This is a genomic window from uncultured Campylobacter sp., assembly GCF_905371695.1.
In the GTDB taxonomy this organism is placed as follows: domain Bacteria; phylum Campylobacterota; class Campylobacteria; order Campylobacterales; family Campylobacteraceae; genus Campylobacter_A.
Map to the genome: position 1 here is coordinate 1 of NZ_CAJPMA010000026.1, position 19,146 is coordinate 19,146.

Sequence of the window (19,146 nt, forward strand, 5' to 3'; positions counted from 1 at the left end):
GTCTTGGCTTTGGGCGGGGTTGTCGCTTGAATTTATAAATTAAAAGAAAAAGAAAAGGCAAAAGCCGCACCGAAAGAGGAAGTCGCGCCAGATACGAAATCTGCGGCAAAGCCAAAAGATGCTAAAACGGCGCAGCCTGCGTCTAAAACCGAGCCTAAAAAAGAGGTAAAATCCGAGCAGGCTCAAAAAGAAAAAACTCAGGCAAAAGACGATAAAAAAGCAGAGGCAAAGCAAGAGTCTAAAATCGAGCAACCTAAACAAGAGGCTAAAACGACCGAAAAAGAGCCTGAAAAGTCCGCTGCTAAACCGCAAAGCGCAAGCCTAGGCGGCGGTACGTATATACAAGTGACTGCGGTTAGCAAATTTGACCCGAATAACGCGCTAATCGCAAAACTAAAAGCGCAAGGCTACGGATATCAAACCGTAAAAGTAGGCGAGATGACGAAGGTGTTAGTGGGGCCTTTTGAAAGCGGCGAAGTAGCGGGCAAGCTAGACGCGATTCGTAAAAACATAAATAGCGGCGCATTTATTTATAGGGCAAAATAAGGCAAAGCAGTGCGAATTTTCGCGGTTTTCGGCGATCCGGTAGAGCATTCGATCTCGCCTAGATTGCATAATAACGCCATCGCCGCGCTAGGGCTTGATGCGGTATATTCGCGTTACCGCTTAACCGACGGCTCGCGGCTGGCGGTAAAATTTCTCGAACTCGGCCTAAGCGGAGCGAACGTAACGATACCGCATAAGGAGCAAGCTCTGGCGCAGGCTGATTTTGCGTCCGAGATCGCTAAAAGATCGGGTTCGGCAAATACGCTAACGCTAAAAGACGGCAAAATTTACGCTTATAATACCGACGCACCCGGATTTATGCGCGCGATAAAGCCTTTCGGCGAGATAAAAACCGCGCTGATAATAGGCGCGGGCGGAACCGCAAAAGCGCTAGCCTACGCGCTAAACGATGCGGGCGTACGAGCGGAAATTTTAAACCGAAGCAAAGAGCGGTTACAGAGTATTAGTCGCGATTTTAGCTGTTTTAGCTGGGAAAATTTTTCTCCCAAAGGTTATGATTTAATAGTAAATTCTACGAGCGCGGGGCTAAAAGACGACACGCTGTGCGCTCCGATAGAAATTTTAGAACCTACGATAAAGGCTTCGAATTTTGCCTTTGACGTTATTTATAACCGCGCTACGCCGTTTTTAAGTCTAGCGCAAGCAAATAACCTAACTTGTAAAAACGGCGCGGAAATGCTGCTATTTCAGGCGGTTGCGGCGCTAAATTTATTCTACGAAAATTCCTTAAACGAGGCTAGGATCGAAGCCGCGATGAGAGAAGTGTTTAAGCTTTAATGCTTTTAAATATTGTTTATCGCGCCGTAAATTTTAAGCTAGCGCTTTGTCGTAAAATTTAGCAAATTTTATTCTTCGGCATTTACGGCGATGGGTCGCTGCGCTAAAATTTGCAGTCTTTACGTTTGCCGTTTGGTATTTTAAGAAATTTTAATTAGATATTGTTTAAGAGTCTTATCTGTTTTATTCTAGGTTTTGGCATAAGAATAAAATCTAACTAGGAAGAAAGGGAAAACGGCGCCCGTATTTTAGCATTTCAAAGAAGCCTATTAAAAAATTTAGCGCGGAGATTTAGCAAGCGCTTCGGCATTTGCTTGCTAAATTTTACGCGACCGAGCGTATCCGCAAACGACGAAATTTAGCTATTGTCTTTAAGCTCGCCCGCGTTTTAGTTTTCTAATTAAAAACCGCGCCGGATGCAGCTCGTTAAATAGGCTTTTTTCTATACAAAGCGGTCGCCGCAAGACTAGGTCTGCGATCAGCCTCGCGCCTAGGACCGCCGTGCACAGTCCGCGCGAGCCGTGAGCGATATTTAAAAATACTCCGTGTTCGTATTTTGCTGGCTTATTATCATCTTTACGCTTGCTCCAAAATAAATTTTCATAAGCTTTTTCGTAAAATTCCCAGTCCGGCATCGCGCCGATAATAGGGAAGCGGTCGCCGCTATAACTTCTATATCCCACCTTGCCGCCGATAATTTCGGCGCGCGCAGGGTCTAGAAAGCTTACCGCTTTGCTTAAATTTTCTTCATCGTCGCTTCGGCGCAATTCATCGCAAATTTCGTTTCGCCCGTAAGTAGCGCCGACTACTTGTACGCCGTCTACGGAGGGGCAGACGTAGCCTTGCGCGCTTAGAGGTAGCGGGGTTTGAAGCAACGGGCGAATATGCGTAACCTGCCCGCGCACCGAGCTAATCGCCATTTTTTCTCGCCCGAAAATTTCCGTGCTGCGACTGCCGGTAGCAAAGATTAAAATATCGGTCGTTACGCATTTCACGCCGCCTCGCGGTAGGCTAAATTTTACGCTGATTCGCCCGTTTTCTAGGCGCTCGCGACCGACGTATTCATGCGATAAAAGAAGGTCGAAATTTCGCGCTAATTCGCAGCAAGCGAGTTTAGGCCTCACGTAGGCGCCTCGCTTGATTAGCATCGCGGGGTAGGGCGACGCTCCGCCGTTAAAGCTAAAAATTTCATCCGCGCCCGCGCCCTCCCAGCCGGCGTATCTACGGCGTAAAAGCTCGTCGTAGGCGTACTCTACGCAGCCGCTAAAATTTATATACTCCTGCGTAAGCGCGCTTTTATAAAAGCTTACGGCCTGTAAAAACGCGTTTAAATGCATTCGCCCTAGCGCGACGCCCGGTTTCGTAATTAGCGGCATGAGCGCGCCGCAGACGTTGCCGGAGCCGTTTGAAGCTACCTTGTCCGCCGCATCGGCGATCGTTACGGCAAAGCCCTCGCTTGCTAGCTCGCAAGCCGTAGCTAGCCCCGCGATGCCCGCGCCTATAATTAACGCGCGAGTTTCGCCGCTTTTAGGCGTATAGTTTAAGGCGCGCGCGAACCACGGGTTTGCCGAATCTCGCGGCGCTTCTTTTAAAACCGCGCGGCTCATTTGGCGCTTTTTGCTGTAGCCTTGCGCAAGTTCTATTTCGAAACCCGCTTTTGCGAAATTTTCTTGCACGATTTTAGCGCAGGAGTAGCTTCTCGCTACGCCGCCCGGGCGCGTAAGCCGCGCTATTTCGCGAAAAACCGGCTCGCTCCACATTTGAGGGTTTTTAGCGGGCGCAAAGCCGTCTAAAAACCATACGTCGGCTTTAAAGTCAAGCTCGCCCAGCATTCGCGAAATTTCGCCGAAGCATAAATCAAGCGTAATATTAGGGGCGAATTTTATGCGAAAAATGCCCTCTATTATCGGCGGATAAAGCGAGATTAGGCGATTTGCGGCGGTTTTAAACTCGCCTAAATTTTGATAAATTTTAGCTAAATCATCGCTTGCGATCGGGTTTGCTTCGATGCTTACGAAGTGTAAAATTTTACCCAAATTCGCAAATTTGCTAGCCGTCGTAAGAAAATTTAACCCTGCGCCGAAACCCGCTTCGCCCACGATGAAGCGATCTTGCGCATCCCAAATTTCATCGATCGCGCTAGCAAAGACGAACTCGCTCTCCTTGCAAGGCGCGTCTGTATTAAAATAAACGTCGCCGTAAATTTCGCTAAACGGGGTCTTATCTTGAAATTTTAAACTCGCGGGTTTCATCGATTTTTAGAAAAATAGCCGTCGATACCGTTTGCGATGCCGTTTGCCAGCGCGCTTTGATAGGCGTCGTTAAAAAGATTAGCGCCCTCGCTAGGGTGCGTAATATAGCCGATTTCGATTAACACCGCAGGCATTAGCGCGCCTACTAGCACCCAAAACGGAGCCTCGCGCACGCCCCCGTCGCTTACGTTGTGAAGCTTTCTAACGCTCGTTAGCAACTCTCTGTGAATGTCTATGCCGAGTTTATTTGAAGCGATGATTTTCTCGCGGTTTAAGAAATTTAAGAAGGTCTGTTGCGAGAAATAATTCATCTCTTCGATGTCGGATTTATTTTCGAGCGCGGCGGCGTTTTTACTACGCTCGGAGCGCGCGGGCGAGAGAAAAAATGTCTCGATGCCGTGCATAGATTTGGCTTTGGCGGCGTTTGGGGCGGCGTTGGCGTGGATAGATACGAAAAGGTCCGCCATCTTATCGTTAGCGAATTTCGTGCGGTCGCGCAAATTTATAAAAACGTCGTCGCTTCTAGTGTAAAAGACATTGTATCCTTTGGCGCTAAGCAGAGCGCCTAGCTTTTTAGCTACGGCTAGGACGGCGGTTTTTTCTTGCAGGGTGCCGTTTACGGCTCCGGGATCCGTGCCTCCGTGTCCAGGATCGATGACGACGGTCTTTTTAGTCGCGGCGTATCGCGGCGACGAGCCTAAATTCGGCGCGTTTTGCTTGCCTTTATCCTTTGCGTCGCCCGCATTTTTAGGGTTAGAAGCATCGGGCTTGGGGTTTTCTTGATTTTGAGCGTTTGCGTCCGTTTGTCGGGGCGCCTTTTGCAGCGGCTGGGGTAACGCTTCGTCGGCGATAAAATTTTGCAAGCCGACTACTAGCGAATCGCCTATAATTTTTGCGTTGATTAGCTTTTGCGTTTTGTCGTTAAACGTCACGCGAATAGTAGTCGGATCGTACTGAACGATACGAATTTCGTCGGTGATAAAATTTTTGTAGGTTAAATTTTTGCCGTTTACCGAGCCTTTTATGTCTAGGACGTTGCGGTAAACGCCTTTTTGATGAAGCGCGAAAGTTTTGAGCTTTTCGGCGCTTAGTTGCCCGTTAAATTTTAGCACGAGGGTTTGATTTTTTTTCGTAGCGCTTAACAAAAATAGCTGCTTGCCCGCCGTTTGCTTTTCTTGCTTTTGTTTTACGGGTTGCGCGGGCGCGGCTTTTGCGCCGTTTAGCTCGTTTAGATCGCTTACGTAATCGCTAGCGTCTATTTTTAGCGCTCCGGCGCCCGATATTAGCCGCTCTAACGCCCGTTTTTGCGTCTCTTCGTCGCCGCTAAGTATCGCGCGCATGTAGGCTTGGCGGACGTCTTCGTAGAGCTCTTTTTTTTGAAGTTGCGACGAAGCGCTAAAATTTTTATCGAAATTTCCGAGCGCGTCGCCGCTTGCGATTAAAAGGCTAAAAAACGCCGAGAGCGCGACTAAAATTTTAAGCATCTTCGCCTTGGGTTAGCTTTTTCATCAGCTCTTTTACGCTTATGATCTCGTTTAGCCTGTATCCGTTAGCGCCGGTGAAAAACAGTCCCGTGTCCTTTCGTCCCGCAAATGCGTCGTAAAGACGGTCTGCGATACAGTAGCCGACTTCTTTAGCTTCCTTGCCGCGCTGGCACGGGCTTACGCAGTTGCTTACGCAGCTGATTTTGGGCCCTTGACGTTTATCCACTAAATTTAGCAAATTCGTCCTGACGCCGCGAGCCGGGTAGCCTACGGGGCTTTTGATTAGCTCGATGTCCTCTTTTTTGCAGTTTAAAAGTACTTGCTTAAATTCCTCCGAGGCGTCGCACTCGTGAGTGCCGATAAAGCGAGTGCCCATCTGTACGCCGTTTGCGCCTAGACTAATCGCCCTATCGATGTCGCTTTTATCCCAGATACCGCCTGCGGCAAATAGCGGGATATCCCCCCACTCTTTGATCTCGGCCGCTACTTGCGGGATTAAATTTTCTAGGCTATACGCGGGATCTAGGCACTGCTCGTAGGTAAAGCCCTGATGACCGCCGCTAAGAGGCCCTTCAAGCACCACCGCGTCAGGAAGCCTACCGTAGCGCCCCTGCCAGCGTTTACAGATGATTTTTAGCGCCTTTGCCGACGATACGATAGGCACCAAAGCGACATCTGGGAAACCGACCGTAAATTCGGGCAAATTCGTAGGTAAGCCAGCACCCGTGATGATCACGTTTATGCCGTGGTCGCAGGCGTCTTTTACGATACGATCGTAGTCGTTGCTGGCGTATAGGATATTTACCCCAAGAGGTCTGTCGCCGCAAATTCTACGCGCATTATCGATAACGGCTTTTAGCCCCGCGCGCGAGTAAAAATTTCCGCTACCGTATGGCTTAGCGTTTAGCTCTTTGGTGATGTATTTTCGCCCTTCGTAGTAGCCAGTTCCCACAGAGCTTATGACGCCTAGACCGCCTTCTAGGCTGACGTTTCCGGCGAGCCTATCCCAGCTGATGCCAAGCCCCATTCCGCCTTGGATTATGGGGTGAGCTATCTCGTATTTTCCGATTTTTACCGACATCACGTTACCTTTAATTTCGCAAATTTTCGCTTGCCTACCTGCAAGATATATTCGCCCGCTTCTAGCTTTAACTGCTCGTCGCTTAGCTTTTTTTGATTTATACTGACGGCGTTTGCGGCGATATCGCGGCGAGCCTGCGAGTTTGAGCTAGCTAGTCCGCACGCCGTTAGAGCCTCCACCACCCAAACGCCCGCTTTTAGCTCAAATTCGGCTATTTCGGTAGGAATTTGATTTTGAGAGTGCACGCGGTCAAATTCGGCCTTTGCTTCTTTTGCCGCCGCTTCGCCGTTATATCTGGCCGTGATTTCTAGCGCGAGAGCTTCTTTCACAGCTTTTGGGTGAGCTTTGCCGCTAGCTACGTCTGATTTTAAATTTGCGATTTCCTCGGTACTTTTTTCGCTTAAAAGCTCGTACCAGCGCCACATCAGCTCGTCGCTGATACTTAGCGTTTTAGCAAACATATCGTTTGGCGCGTCGGTTACGCCGATATAGTTTCCTAGGCTCTTGCTCATTTTATTTACGCCGTCAAGCCCCTCTAAAAGCGGCATCATGATGACGGCTTGTTCTTTGCCGACGTTATAAATTCGCTGCAAGGTTCGCCCCATCAGAAGGTTAAATTTCTGATCCGTGCCGCCCATTTCGATATCGCATTTCATCGCGACGCTATCGTAACCCTGCAAAAGCGGATACAAAAACTCGCTGATAGATATCGGACTGCCCGCGTTTAGACGCTTTTCAAAGTCGTCGCGCTCAAGCATCCTAGCCACGGGAAAGGTGCTAGTTAGCTCCACGATACCCGCAGCCCCCAGCTCGTTACACCATTTTGAGTTAAACATTATGCGCGTTTTGCTCGGATCTAAAATTTTAAACACCTGCTCCTCGTATGTTTTGGCGTTTTTCTTAACGGTGTTTGCATCAAGCTTTTTTCTAGTCGCCGATTTGCCGCTAGGATCACCGATTTGCCCCGTGAAATCGCCTATCAAAAACTGCACTATTGCGCCGTGCTTTTGTAAAAAGGCCATCTTTTGAAGCACCACGGAGTGTCCTAGGTGCAAATCCGGAGCCGTCGGGTCAAAGCCTGCTTTAACGTAGAAATTTTCGCCTTTTTCGTAGTAGTTTTTTACTAAATTTTCTATGCGCTCCTCGTCTATCATCTCGGCGACGCCTTTTTTTATCTCATTTAAAATTTTTCGTAAATCTGCCATCCGCTTCCTTTATTTTAATTATATGCGTCGTTTTGCGAAACGCAATCTATGATTTTAAATCTATCTCTTAGTTTCTCGGTTACGCGGTTTATATCGACGTTTTCCTTAATTTCTACGATAACTATAAATATATCCCTCGTCGCGTCGCTGCTCTCGTTTAGCGTAATGCTGGCTAAATTTACGTCCAGTCTAGCTAGATATGTTAAAAATTCGGCCAACGAACCTTTACGGTTTTCTAAATTTAGCAAAATTTTATACCTTTGCGGCGCGTTTCTCGTCCATTTTACGAACACTACTTCTTCGTTTTCCAGTAGCTTGCCCGCTCGTTCGCAGAGCTTGTGATGCACCGTTACGTTGTGTCCGTTTCTAAAACCTACGATGCTATCGCCGCGTTTAGGATTGCAGCAATAATCAAACTCTACGTTTGAAATTTTATGATTTGAGTAGATCACGATATTTTCGAATTTCTGTTTTTTGACCTGATACTTATCGCCCAAAGCAAGCATAAAAGGTCGTTCTTTGCGGACGTATTTTTTAAGCATATTGACCGCGTCTTGTAAAAATACCGAATCCGTCGCCGCTTTAAAAATTTTCTTGCCTAAATTTTCTTGCTCGCACCAGCTTAAAATTTTATCTTTGGTCGCGTCGAATATCGATTTTAATATGTCTACGGCGATTTCGTTATTTATCTCTTTGATCTTTTGTTTGCATAAATTTCTAATCGTCGCGCGCGCCTTGCCCGTTTTTACGCTATTTACCCACGAGCAGCGATACTTGGGCTCGTCGCCCGTTACGATCCGCACGATATCGCCATTTTTTAGCTCCGTTAAGAGCGGCATGCGTATTCGGTTTATGTAGGCTTCTTTGGCGTAAAGTCCTACCTCGGTGTGTATCTCGTAAGCGTAATCAAGCGCCGTAGCGCCGCGCGGCAAGGTAAATACCGCGCCTTTTGGCGAATAAACCGCGATGTCTTCTACGTAAAGGCTGTCTTTTGCGTATTCGTAAAGCTCTTCGGGGTTGCTTTCGGCTTCGTTTTGCATGCCGATGTCGCTTAGCCAGTCGAGCTTAGGCGCTATAAAGCTTGCGCCGCTTTTATATTTCCAGTGCGCCGCGACGCCGTATTCCGCGGTTTTATGCATATCAAAGGTACGAATTTGCGCTTCAAAAATGCTCTTGCTATCAAATATCGTCGTATGTATCGTCTGATAGCCGTTTTGCTTAGGAAGCGCGACGTAGTCTTTAAAGCGCGAGATTAGCGGGTTAAAATTTATGTGCAAGCTTCCCAGCGCCTTGTAGCAATCAAGCGGCTCGTTTACGATAATTCTAATGGCTAGCAAGTCGAGCACCTCCTCGATAGAGATGCCTTTACGCTGCATTTTTAGATAGATCGAGTAGTAGTGCTTGATGCGTTTTTGCATCTCGAAGCTACCTTCGGTAAAGCCGTTTTGAAGCAAAATTCGGCTTACCCTGTCGTAAAAATCGTTTAGTTTTAACGCGAGCTGCTGTTTGTTCTCGTCTAAATAGCCGTAAATTTTGGCGTATTCTTCGGGTAGGGCGTATTTAAAGCTTAAATCTTCGAGTAAATTTTTAATAGACGAGATGCCTAATCTATGCGCGATAGGAGCATAAACCATAAGCGTCTCTTCGGCGATTCGCTTTTGTTTTTCGGGGCGTAACGCATCAAGAGTTAGCATATTGTGAAGCCTATCGCAAAGCTTTACTACGAGTACGCGTACGTCCTCGATGGAGATTAACAACATTTTTCTAAACGTAAGCGCAGAGCTTGCTAGTCGTTCGTTGCTATCCGAGCTTGCTAGCTTGTCCTCTCTAATCGCTACGATTTTAGTTAGTCCTTCGACTAGCTTTGCTACTTCGCCGCCGAAAGCCTCCTCGACTTCGTTTAGCGTGCAGTCGGTATCCTCGACTACGTCGTGCAACAGGGCGGCTACTATCATATTTTCGTCGCCACCCATATAAGCTACTATGCTTGCCACTAAAATAGGATGGATGGCGTAAGGTTCGCCGCTTTTGCGGTATTGTCCCGCGTGCGAGACGATACAGTGGTCGACGGCTTTTTCGACGATTTCGCATTTTTCGCAGAGCGAATACAAAAGAGCCTGCGCCTGCGTTACGTTTCTAGTCTGCGTTATTTCGTCGGTTAGCTGCTCGATGAAAATGCTATTTTTCTTCAACAATCGCCTCTAAGCCGATTTTGCCTTGCGCTACTTCAAGCAGCGCGATATCGGCGAATTTCATTTTGCCGGTATCGCCCTCGGCAAGCGAGATAGCGCCGTTTGCCAGCGCTTCGGCTCGCTTAGCTACGATCAAAGAAAGTTTGTAGCGATCGTCGCCTACTTGTTTTAGCGCTCTTGCGGTGATTTGTTCGGTTCTCATTTTTATCCTTTAAATTTATTTTACGATTGAGTAAAGCGCGTTAGCGTCTTCGTTAATAATACTTAGCAAATTGCCTTGCTTAAACATATTACATACGATTATAGGCAGAGAATTGTCCTTTGCCAGCGCTATCGCCGTGTCATCCATTACTTTTATGTCGTCGCTCATAGCTTGCTCGTAGCTTAGCGATTTTAAAAGCTTTGCGTCGCTGAATTTATGCGGGTCTTTGTCGTAAACGCCGTCCACTTTCGTAGCTTTTATAATTACATCGGAGCCTATCTCGATCGCGCGTAAAGTAGCCGCGGTGTCGGTGGTGAAAAAAGGGTTTCCCGTACCGGCGCCGAATATCACTACGCGCCCCTTTTCTAGGTGGCGCTGCGCGCGTCCGACGATAAAGGTCTCGCAGATAGCTTCCATCTTGATGGCGCTTTGTACGCGTACGTCAAGGCCTACTTTTTCCAGCGCTTCTCGCATAGCGATAGAGTTTATAACCGTAGCTAACATACCCATATGATCGCCGCTGGTTCGGCGGATGATGCCGTCTTTTGCGGCGCTTACGCCTCTAATTATATTTCCGCCGCCGATTACGATACCTACTTCGATGCCCGCCGTCATTAGCTCTTTTATCTCGCCGGCGATAAATTTTAAGATAGAGCTGTCTATGCCAAAGCCGCTCTCGCCCGCGAGCGCTTCACCAGAAAATTTTACTAAAACGCGCTTTTTGCTACTCATTTCGTTACTCCCTTGAAAATTCACGCATTTTAGCCAAAAAGGGTTTAAATTTAGCTAACATCGCCGAGCTTTCGCGCGTTTTTCGGCGAGCGGCTAAAATTTTAAGGACTAAAAAATAGCTAAAATTTTTTACTTTAAGCTAATTAGTTCAAGCGGGTCGATATGGTAGTTTTTTTGCGTTACTTCAAACGTCAGATCGTCTTTTACGCGGCCGATTACGTAGCCTTTTTGCACGACGGAGCCGATTTTTATCGTCGGAGCTATTTGGCTTAAATGCGCGTAGATCGTGTGGATGCCGTTGTCGTTTTCTATGATTACCACTCGATCAAGAAGCGCCGTTTGCTTGGCGAATACCACCTTGCCGTTTAGTACGCTTTTTACCTTGGCGTCGGGGGTATTTGAGCGAAGCACGACCGATTCGTTAAAAATTTTAAGATTATAAATCGGATCGACGTAGTTTCCGAATTTTTGTTTTACCGTAAAGCTATCTAGCGGCGCAATCGTCTTTGCGCCCGTATAGCGCTTGACGGAGCTCGTCTGATAGCTAGAACTCATCGGCGCGGAGCCGTCGGCGGCAGGCGTTTTTTGACCTTTCGCGGCGGCTTGGCGTTGCTCTTTTTGGCGTCTGGCGCGCTCGGCGGCCTCGTCGTCCTCGCGTTTTTGCACGATAGCGAGCTGTTCTAGCGTCTTTTGAAGCTCTTCTTGCTGGCTTTGCAGTTTGGCTAGCTTTTTGGTGTAAATTTCTTTATCTCTTTTTAGGTCGTTTATCGTGCTTTTTTGCTTGTTTTCAAGCGCTAAAAGGTCGCTTTGCTTGCGCTTATAGTTTTTTAGGCTGGAATTTATCTGATTTATTTTGTTTGATTGCGAATTTATCTGAGTTATAGTATCCTCGTAGTTTTTGCTTAGGCGTTTAAAATCCTCTTTCATTACGCCGTTTAGCTTGTTTAGGATATGAGAGGCTATTATGCTATCTTCGCTTTTTGTTGTTTCGTTTTGCTCTAATAGCAGATCAAAGGACAAATCCTCGGCGATTATGGCGATGATATTTTGCTCTAACTCTTTTTGCGCTTGGATTAGCTCCTTATTTTGCGCGTTTAGCTTTTCTAACTCGCCCGTAGCGCTCGTAGCGTTACTTTCTAAAAGCGAAATTTGCTGCTTTAAATTCGCGATATCTACGCCTATGGCTTTTAGCTTTTGCTCACCGCCTACGATATCGCCGGCTAGATCGTCTAATTTTTTATTTAGCTGCTGACTCATCGCTTCGGCGGAGCGTAGCGAATTTTTCGAGCTTTTTATCTTTTCTTGCGTGCTGGCGGCAAAAGCGAAATTTAACGACGCAAAGACTAGGAATAAGAAAATTCTCATACGTCGCTTTTCTTGATTTTTCTCATTACTAGGCTAATTATAAACCAGCTAAGCGCGAGCGCTACGCCTAGTAAAACGGAGCCTTGCCCTAAAATATCGGCCTTAGGCAGCGTTACGTCTATCTCGTTTGCGGCGTCGGCGAAAATTTTAATGCTAGGCAGCGCGTAGAAAAATCCTACGACGGCTACCGTAGAAACTAAGCTGCCTATAAAAGCCGTGCGGTATAGCACGCCCGATTTTAGCCAAAAAGAGGCGCCGAACAGCGTTAAAATTTCGATACGCTCTTTGTGCTCGTAAAGCCAAATTCTAGCCTGCTTAAACATTAGCATCGCGCCGATCGCGCCTAGAATCCACATAAACGTATAAGAGAGCGTTTTGGTTAAATTTAAAATTTTATAGACTTTGTCGTGAGTGCGCGAAAAGGTTTCCACGCGGCTAACACCGTCTATTTTTTGCAATTTATCTTTTATCTCGTTCATTAGCTGCGTGCTCGGAAACGCGCTTAATTTTAGCGAGTAAAATTTAGGCAGGGCGTTTTGCAAGACGGATAAATTTTTAGCCGAAACGTTATCTGAAAGCCTATCTAAAATTCCTTGCGCGCTTAGCGGCTCTAATCTATCAAGCGTCGGTACTAACGGGCGAATTTGCGTCTCGTCAAGCTCCTTTGAAGAGACGATTACGATATTATAGTCGTTATTCATAAGCGCTTCGTAGTTTTGTACGATTTTATCGCTCGTTAGGCTAAATTCTATCGCAAAAAGCAGCGCGATCAACGGCAAAATGAAACCGAGCTGATTTTTAAGCGATCTCATTTACGCCTCCGTTTTCTATCTCGAAGTGTCTGTACTGCGTGCGTAAAGTAGGCGGTATGCGGTGAGTTACGACTACTATCGTCGTGCCTAAAAATTCTCTCGCCGATTTTAGAAGCGACCAGATTATATCGCTTGAATATTCGTCCAAATTTCCAGTCGGTTCGTCGCATAATAGTAAAGTAGGATTATGCGCGAGCGCCCTTGCCATAGCTACGCGCTGCTGCTCGCCGCCGCTTAACTCCATCGGATATTTTTCGGCTTTTAGCGGTAAGTTTACGTGGTGAAGCAGCTTTGCGGCTTGCTTTTTGCACACGCTTTGCGGGATTCCTTTGATTATTAGCGGAAGCATTACGTTTTTTTCTACGCTCCACTCGTTAATTAGGCGGTAGTTTTGAAAAATAATGCCGATCCTTTGGCGCAGCTTATTTAGCTCGCTCTGCTCGATATTAGTAAGCGAGCTCATGCAGACGTCTAGGCTTCCCGCGTTAGGCGCTATCTCGCCGTAAAATGATTTTAGCAGCGTGCTTTTTCCGCTACCGCTTTTACCCGTAATGAAAACGAAATCGTTGGCGAAAACGTCTAAATTCGCGTTATTTATAACCACTTCGCTGCGCCCGTAAGCAAGCGTTAAATTCCGCGCGCTAATAATTTGTCGCATTTTTTAAATATCCTTCTATCGTTTCGTGCGCTTTTAAATTTTCTCTCGTTAGCATAGGGCGTTTAATGAAATATTCGCAACCCGCCTTGCTTATTTTAACGTAGCATTGCTCGGGTTTATTAAACGCTCCCAGCGCTACGCGAAGCAAAATTTCGTCATTTGAAATTTCGTAAATTTCCTCAAAATGCACGAAAAAATCGTCTCCTCTAATTGTTTCGTTTTTAAAATTTTCTCGCGCTCGTAGGGCGCTAAAATTTTCGCCGAAATTTAGCGAGCCTTCGATTTTGCTCTCGCCGCTTTTGGTTTCGCAGGTATAAATTAGATCGTAAATATCCTTTTCTCTGCGTTTCCAGCGATCTTCGTATTTGCTAGTTACGCCCAAATTTCTATTTTTAAAAGCTAAAATTTTAGCGTTTTTAAGCTCTAAAATTTTAGCCGCGCTAAAATCGAAATATTCTCGCGAATCGGTGCGAAGCTCGAAATTTCCGCCTATTTTTAGCGTCCGCTCGCACTCCGCGATAAAGGCGCTAGATACGACTCTTCTATGCTCGGCTTTATCCCAAGGAACGGGAAAATGCAAGAAAATTTTATCTACTAAATTCGAGCCTATAAGCGATAAAAGCAGCCTAGCGTCGGTATTTATCAAGCGAACGTTGTCTAAATTTCGCGCGCGCGCCAGCTTTGCTACTTGCTCGATACCCGGCTTATACACTTCGATGCCGATTATTAGCGCGTTAGAGTTGTTTTGCGCTTGATAAAGCAGGTGTCTACCGGAGCCGAAGCCTATTTCTATAAAAATTTCGTCAAATTTCGCCGCAAGGTCGTCAAAATTTTCAGATAGCTCTTTTAGATCTAAAATTTCGCTAGCTTTTTGCGTTAGTCGCGTGTTTTTTACCGCGAAGGCTTCGCTTAAAATTTCGCTCGTATTTAGGTCGCGGTAAATTTTGAGTGCGTTTTGCAAAAGCCCTATTCTGGCGGGCTTAGTTACCTTTTCGCCTTTGATTACGAAGGCGTTTTGCGCGGCGTTTTTTTTAACCTCTATAAAAAAAATTTCATCGCCGCTTTTAGTATAGACTAATCGCTCGCCCTTGCGTCCGCGCGCCTCCCATAAAAACTCTACTTCGCCCGCGCCGAAGGGGTAGGGCGTATTTTTTAAATTTCGGGCGATGAAATTGGGCATTATTTGGCGCTTACTTCGATTTTATCCGATTTTTCCGAGCTTATGCCGAACTCGTCCACGGCTACGACTCTGTATTCGTAGGTTTCGCCCGCTTTTACGTTGGTATCTACGTAGCTAGTGCCCGAAATATCGTTTATCACCGCTTCGCCGCCCGCGCCTTCTTTATACAGCGAATACGAGCTCGCGCGATTTACGCCGCTCCAACTTAAATTTACCGCGCTTCCGTCGAAGCTAGCGCCGTTAAATTTAGGCGCGCTAGGTTCGGCTAGCGTCTGTCCGAGTACCGGTTCGTCTTGTTTTAGGCTTTCTAAATCGTCTTTATCGACGGCCGTAACCTTATAATATCTCTGCGCGCCGTTTGAATTTACTAAATCCTCGTAAGAATTTTGCGAAGTCTTAGCTAGGTAAGAGTAGGGCAAAATTTTACTAGACGTCCTGTAAATTTTGTAGTAGGCGAAATCCTCGTTCGTAGAAGCGTCCCACGTTAAAATTATCTTTTTAGGCTCGCCGTTGGTGGCCTTTAAATTCGTTATCTTGTTAGGGTAACTCCTTTGTAGAGGCGTTTAAAATTTGGCTAGGCTTTGATAGGATGCCTGAATTCGTGCGGATGAAAATTCTATATTTATAAGACCTGCCGCTTTTTACGTCCGTGTCGATGTATTCGGCGTTTAGACGACCTTTTACTTCGGCGATTTTACTCCAATTATCGCTATTTTTATCGGCGCGCTCGATTACGTAACTAGCTACTACTGGCTCTGGGTGCGGGCGCCAAATGATCTTTACGCGTTGAGGCAATCCGGTAATCGCCTGCGCGAAAGGCACCGAATCCATTAAAGCCTTCGTCGTGGCCGTAGCCGTCGCGCCCGCCGCGGATATCGCGTTAGCCGAGTAGCTTCTCATCTGATACGAATACGTAGTTTCGGGCGCTAGGTCGGTGTCTACGTAGTGCGTGGCGTAGCGGTCTTTGATGTCGGCTACGATTTGCATTTGAGAGCCTGGTTGATTAGGATTTGAGCGGTAAAGGTAGTAGCCTAAGACGTTTTCGTCGTTTGTAGGCGTCCATTCAAAGCCGACTTCGGTCATATCTGAAATCGTCTTTAAGCTCGTAATCGTCGGCAAAGATGCGCTTTGTTGCGTAGGTACGTTACCGCCGCAGCCCGCTACAAAGGCGGCTAAAAGCGGCGTTAAGATAGTTAGGATTTGTTTTTTCATCTATCGTCTCCTTAGGTATTTTTGCGTTTAAAATTTCGTTAAAATCGCTCCAAATAGGCGCGGCAAATTCCATTCTTTGCTTTGTGCGGGGGTGAATGAAATATATTAAGTAAGCATGAAGCATAACTCGCGGGATTTTATCGTTTTGGCTCTTAAATCCGTATAAATTATCGCCTAAAATGTGGCGATTTATGCTTGCTAGATGCGCTCTTATTTGATGAGTGCGGCCGGTAAATAGCTTTGCCGAGATTAAATTTACGCCTAAATTTCGCGAAATTTCGCCGGCCTCGCCGTTAGAAACTAAATTTATAAAAGCACTTTTAGCCTCGCGTCCGTTTGCTGCGACCGCCTTTTTTAGGCGGTTTGAGACGCTCCTGCCTATCGGCGCGTCGATAACGCAGTCCTCTTTAAGCGCTAAATCCGTAAGCGCTAAATAAATCCGCCCCATGCTTTTGTCGCTTAATTGCGCGCTAAGCGCCGCGTGAGAGGCGTTGTTTTTAGCTACGACGATGGCTCCGCTGGTGCCTTTGTCTAGGCGGTGTACTATACCCGCGCGCGTTTGTCCGTTTAAGCTTGAAAGCATTACGCCGCGTTCGTTTAGCCATTCTACGAGAGTGGCTTCTTTTACGCTAGGCGCGCCGTGAACTACGATTTGAGGAGGTTTATTTAGCACCAAAAGATCGTCGTCTTCGTAGATTACGGGAACGTCGAAATTTACCTCGTATTCGCTCGGTTTTTGCGGGGCTTCTTTAAAATTTACTAAAATTTCGTCGCCTAAATTTATCCCTAGCGCGGGTTTTGCGGTCGTTTTGCCGTTTACGCTTACGAGCGCGTCTTTTATTAAAATTTGCGCTTGATTGCGCGAAATTTTTAGCGCGTCCGCGACCGCCGCGTCAAGTCTTGCGTTAAAAGTAGCTACGAAATTCAGCAAAATATTCCTTTGTGCGTGTTATAATCGGGCAAAAATTTAGGTTTTACTTTTGATAAGATTCGATCGCCGTATTTTAACACATTTTGACTTCGTCCAGCCGTTTTTAATAATCCCCGTAGTATCGCTCTCGTTTTTTTTAATCTCCGAAGCGAACGAAATTTTAGCCTCGAAGCAGCTAGTGTATTTCGGCGTGGGATTTTTATCTTTTTGCGCGGTTTTTTTGCTGCCTATCCGCAGGCTTATTTGGATTATTCCAGTTTTTTATTGGGTTAATATCGCGCTGCTTTTTAGCGTGGATTTATTCGGAGTTAGCAAGCTGGGCGCGCAAAGGTGGCTTGAAATTCCTTTCGTGCATTTTACGTTGCAGCCCAGCGAAACGATGAAACCCGCGTTTTTACTGATGCTTGCGTATTTAATCAAAAAGCGCCCGCCCGAATTTGAAGGGTATAATTTAAAGGAATTTTTACGTCTTAGTTTTTATATTTTATTGCCGTTTGCGCTGATCTTAAAAGAGCCCGATCTGGGTACCGCGCTTATACTTTTTTTAGTCGGGTACGCGGTACTTTTCGTAGTGGGCGTAAATAAGAAAATTTGGTTTACGCTCTTAGCCGCTGGCGCGCTTTTAGCGCCCGTAATGTATGAAAATTTGCACGATTATCAAAAAAAGCGTATCGCAGATTTCATCGGAGAGCCGAGCTATCACGTAAGACAAAGTATTATCGCGATAGGCTCGGGCGGATTAAGAGGTAAACCAAAAGACGAGGCTACGCAGACGCATTTTAAATTTTTACCGATCGCTACGAGCGATTTTATATTCGCTTATAATATCGAGCGTTTCGGCTTTTACGGCGCGCTCGGGCTTTTAGGGCTTTATTTCGCACTCATCGTCCATCTTTTAAGCATTAATTACTCGCTTAAAAACGACTATTTTACGCAGGTGATGGCGACGGGGATCGCGGTGCTGATTTTTATTTATGTGGGAGTAAACGTCTCGATGACGATCGGCTTTGCGCCCGTGGTAGGCGTGCCGCTGCCGTTTTTTAGCTACGGCGGCAGCAGCTTCGTTACGTTTATGGTTTTGTTTGGGATTTTACAAAATTTGCTGACGTTTAGATTCGACAGTACGCATAGATTTTTAAAGGTAAAATTTTAAAATTTACGCCTTTTTCAAAAACTGGGTTTTAAGCACTATAATACCCATTTTATCTATCTTGCACTCTACTTCGTCGTCATTTCCGGTTAGCTTAATATTTTTTGCGGTAGTGCCGCGTTTTAGCGTGGCGCCCGCGCCTTTTACCTTTAAGTCTTTAATTAGCGTTACGTTATCGCCAGCGTTTAATTCCGTTCCGTTTGCGTCTTTCGGCATTGCGCATCCTTTTTTGAAATTTAAGAGCTGATTATAGCCAAAAATGCTAAAATCGCGTAAAATTTTAGCAAAGGATAAAGATGAAAGCGATCGTAACGGTGATCGGTAAGGACAAGGTTGGCATTGTGGCGGGCGTTTCGGCCAAGCTCGCGCAGCTTGGGCTAAACATAGACGACATCAGCCAGACGGTTTTGGATGAGTTTTTTACGATGATGGCGGTGGTTTCCAGCGACGAAAAGCAGGACTTCACGGCTCTAAAGGGGGAGCTAAACGAGCTAGGCGAAAAGCTAAAAGTTAAAATAAACATCCAAAGCTCGGCGATATTCGACGCCATGCACAACATCTAAGGCCCCGATATGGACATCAAAAACGTAACCGAAACGATCGCGATGATCGAGGAGCAAAATTTCGACATCCGCACGATCACGATGGGCATCAGCCTGCTTGACTGCATCGATCCCGATATCGACAAGGCAGCGGAGAAAATTTACGCCAAGATCACTGATAAGGCACGCGATCTGGTAAAGGTCGGTAATGAAATTTCAGCAGAGCTTGGTATCCCGATCGTAAATAAACGCGTCTGTGTAACGCCAATCGCCATCATCGGCGCGGCGACGGATGCCGCAGACTACGTGCCGCTTGCTAGAGCGATGGACGAGGCGGCGCAAAAGGTCGGTATCGACTTTATCGGCGGCTTTTCGGCGCTAGTGCAAAAGGGCTACGCAAAGGGCGATAAAATTTTAATCGACTCCATCCCCGCCGCGCTCGCCGCGACGCAAAAGGTCTGCTCGTCGGTAAATATCGGCTCGACCAAAACGGGCATAAATATGAGCGCGGTCGCCGATATGGGGCGCGTGATAAAAGAAACCGCACGGCTTTCGGATCTTGGCGCCGCCAAACTCGTAGTGTTTGCCAACGCCGTCGAGGATAATCCTTTTATGGCGGGCGCATTTCACGGCGTGGGCGAGGCAGAAGTCGTCATAAACGTGGGCGTATCAGGCCCCGGCGTCGTTAAACGCGCGCTCGAGAAGGTGCGCGGAGCGAGCTTTGACGTGGTCGCCGAGACCGTTAAAAAGACGGCGTTTAAGATCACGCGCATCGGACAGCTCGTCGGGCAAATGGCGTCCGAG

Annotated in this window: 20 protein-coding genes; 5 read left to right on the top strand and 15 right to left on the bottom strand. The window is 46.7% G+C overall.

Annotation, left to right across the window (positions count from 1 at the left end):
• Positions 1 to 339: 339 nt before the first annotated feature.
• Positions 340 to 546, top strand: coding sequence for an SPOR domain-containing protein (locus QZ147_RS03695; RefSeq protein ID WP_295147141.1), 207 nt, complete (start codon positions 340 to 342; stop codon positions 544 to 546).
• A gap of 9 nt (positions 547 to 555) precedes the next feature.
• Entirely contained in the window at positions 556 to 1,344 is a 789-nt protein-coding gene (locus tag QZ147_RS03700; protein ID WP_295147090.1) for a shikimate dehydrogenase, read from the top strand.
• Between the two features lie 371 nt (positions 1,345 to 1,715).
• Here QZ147_RS03700 and mnmC read toward each other — a convergent pair whose 3' ends face one another.
• From mnmC to QZ147_RS03770, 14 genes are all read right to left on the bottom strand, one after another.
• The gene (gene mnmC, locus QZ147_RS03705) at positions 1,716 to 3,596 is read right to left on the bottom strand and encodes a bifunctional tRNA (5-methylaminomethyl-2-thiouridine)(34)-methyltransferase MnmD/FAD-dependent 5-carboxymethylaminomethyl-2-thiouridine(34) oxidoreductase MnmC (protein ID WP_295147092.1); all 1,881 of its coding nucleotides are present in this window, start codon (positions 3,594 to 3,596) and stop codon (positions 1,716 to 1,718) included.
• Positions 3,593 to 5,080, bottom strand: coding sequence for an N-acetylmuramoyl-L-alanine amidase (locus tag QZ147_RS03710; protein ID WP_295147094.1), 1,488 nt, complete (start codon positions 5,078 to 5,080; stop codon positions 3,593 to 3,595). Before QZ147_RS03710 ends, mnmC begins: the two co-directional genes overlap by 4 nt.
• Positions 5,073 to 6,161, bottom strand: coding sequence for a nitronate monooxygenase family protein (locus tag QZ147_RS03715; protein ID WP_295147098.1), 1,089 nt, complete (start codon positions 6,159 to 6,161; stop codon positions 5,073 to 5,075). The genes QZ147_RS03710 and QZ147_RS03715 overlap by 8 nt, the downstream gene beginning before the upstream one ends.
• The gene (tyrS, locus tag QZ147_RS03720) at positions 6,161 to 7,366 is read right to left on the bottom strand and encodes a tyrosine--tRNA ligase (protein WP_295147100.1); all 1,206 of its coding nucleotides are present in this window, start codon (positions 7,364 to 7,366) and stop codon (positions 6,161 to 6,163) included. The genes QZ147_RS03715 and tyrS overlap by 1 nt, the downstream gene beginning before the upstream one ends.
• Before the next feature lie 14 nt (positions 7,367 to 7,380).
• Positions 7,381 to 9,558 carry a RelA/SpoT family protein gene (locus QZ147_RS03725; RefSeq protein ID WP_295147103.1) on the bottom strand — a complete coding sequence of 726 codons (2,178 nt, stop codon included), beginning with the start codon at positions 9,556 to 9,558 and terminating at the stop codon, positions 7,381 to 7,383.
• A complete protein-coding gene (locus QZ147_RS03730) occupies positions 9,545 to 9,760 on the bottom strand; it encodes a DNA-directed RNA polymerase subunit omega (RefSeq protein ID WP_295147106.1) in 216 nt (71 codons plus the stop codon). Before QZ147_RS03730 ends, QZ147_RS03725 begins: the two co-directional genes overlap by 14 nt.
• Before the next feature lie 15 nt (positions 9,761 to 9,775).
• Positions 9,776 to 10,492, bottom strand: a complete 717-nt coding sequence (pyrH, locus tag QZ147_RS03735) for a UMP kinase (RefSeq protein WP_295147109.1) — start codon at positions 10,490 to 10,492, stop codon at positions 9,776 to 9,778.
• Positions 10,493 to 10,621: 129 nt separating this feature from the next.
• Positions 10,622 to 11,857 carry a peptidoglycan DD-metalloendopeptidase family protein gene (locus QZ147_RS03740; protein WP_295147112.1) on the bottom strand — a complete coding sequence of 412 codons (1,236 nt, stop codon included), beginning with the start codon at positions 11,855 to 11,857 and terminating at the stop codon, positions 10,622 to 10,624.
• On the bottom strand, positions 11,854 to 12,669 hold the full coding sequence (locus QZ147_RS03745) for an FtsX-like permease family protein (RefSeq protein ID WP_295147114.1): 816 nt from the start codon (positions 12,667 to 12,669) through the stop codon (positions 11,854 to 11,856). Before QZ147_RS03745 ends, QZ147_RS03740 begins: the two co-directional genes overlap by 4 nt.
• Positions 12,656 to 13,327: an ABC transporter ATP-binding protein gene (locus QZ147_RS03750; protein WP_295147116.1), complete on the bottom strand. Its 672-nt coding sequence runs from the start codon at positions 13,325 to 13,327 to the stop codon at positions 12,656 to 12,658. Before QZ147_RS03750 ends, QZ147_RS03745 begins: the two co-directional genes overlap by 14 nt.
• A complete protein-coding gene (gene trmB, locus QZ147_RS03755) occupies positions 13,311 to 14,507 on the bottom strand; it encodes a tRNA (guanosine(46)-N7)-methyltransferase TrmB (protein WP_295147119.1) in 1,197 nt (398 codons plus the stop codon). Before trmB ends, QZ147_RS03750 begins: the two co-directional genes overlap by 17 nt.
• The gene (locus tag QZ147_RS03760; RefSeq protein WP_295147121.1) at positions 14,507 to 14,926 is read right to left on the bottom strand and encodes a hypothetical protein; all 420 of its coding nucleotides are present in this window, start codon (positions 14,924 to 14,926) and stop codon (positions 14,507 to 14,509) included. The genes trmB and QZ147_RS03760 overlap by 1 nt, the downstream gene beginning before the upstream one ends.
• Before the next feature lie 118 nt (positions 14,927 to 15,044).
• Entirely contained in the window at positions 15,045 to 15,719 is a 675-nt protein-coding gene (locus tag QZ147_RS03765) for a hypothetical protein (protein ID WP_295147124.1), read from the bottom strand.
• Complete coding sequence (locus QZ147_RS03770) at positions 15,652 to 16,650, bottom strand: RluA family pseudouridine synthase (RefSeq protein WP_295147126.1); 999 nt, start codon at positions 16,648 to 16,650, stop codon at positions 15,652 to 15,654. The genes QZ147_RS03765 and QZ147_RS03770 overlap by 68 nt, the downstream gene beginning before the upstream one ends.
• 49 nt (positions 16,651 to 16,699) lie before the next feature.
• Between QZ147_RS03770 and QZ147_RS03775 the strand changes: the two genes are divergently transcribed.
• Positions 16,700 to 17,803 (top strand): FtsW/RodA/SpoVE family cell cycle protein, encoded by a 1,104-nt coding sequence (locus QZ147_RS03775; RefSeq protein WP_295147129.1) that lies wholly within the window; start codon positions 16,700 to 16,702, stop codon positions 17,801 to 17,803.
• Between the two features lie 3 nt (positions 17,804 to 17,806).
• Here the strand turns inward: QZ147_RS03775 and QZ147_RS03780 are convergent, their stop codons facing one another.
• The gene (locus tag QZ147_RS03780) at positions 17,807 to 18,016 is read right to left on the bottom strand and encodes an alkylphosphonate utilization protein (RefSeq protein ID WP_295147132.1); all 210 of its coding nucleotides are present in this window, start codon (positions 18,014 to 18,016) and stop codon (positions 17,807 to 17,809) included.
• Between the two features lie 80 nt (positions 18,017 to 18,096).
• On the opposite strand from QZ147_RS03780, the gene QZ147_RS03785 reads away from it, so the two are divergent.
• Both QZ147_RS03785 and QZ147_RS03790 read left to right on the top strand, forming a co-directional pair.
• Positions 18,097 to 18,363 (top strand): ACT domain-containing protein, encoded by a 267-nt coding sequence (locus tag QZ147_RS03785; RefSeq protein ID WP_295147135.1) that lies wholly within the window; start codon positions 18,097 to 18,099, stop codon positions 18,361 to 18,363.
• Positions 18,364 to 18,372: 9 nt separating this feature from the next.
• Positions 18,373 to 19,146 (top strand): DUF711 family protein (locus tag QZ147_RS03790; protein WP_295147138.1); only part of this gene is annotated, 774 nt, incomplete at its 3' end.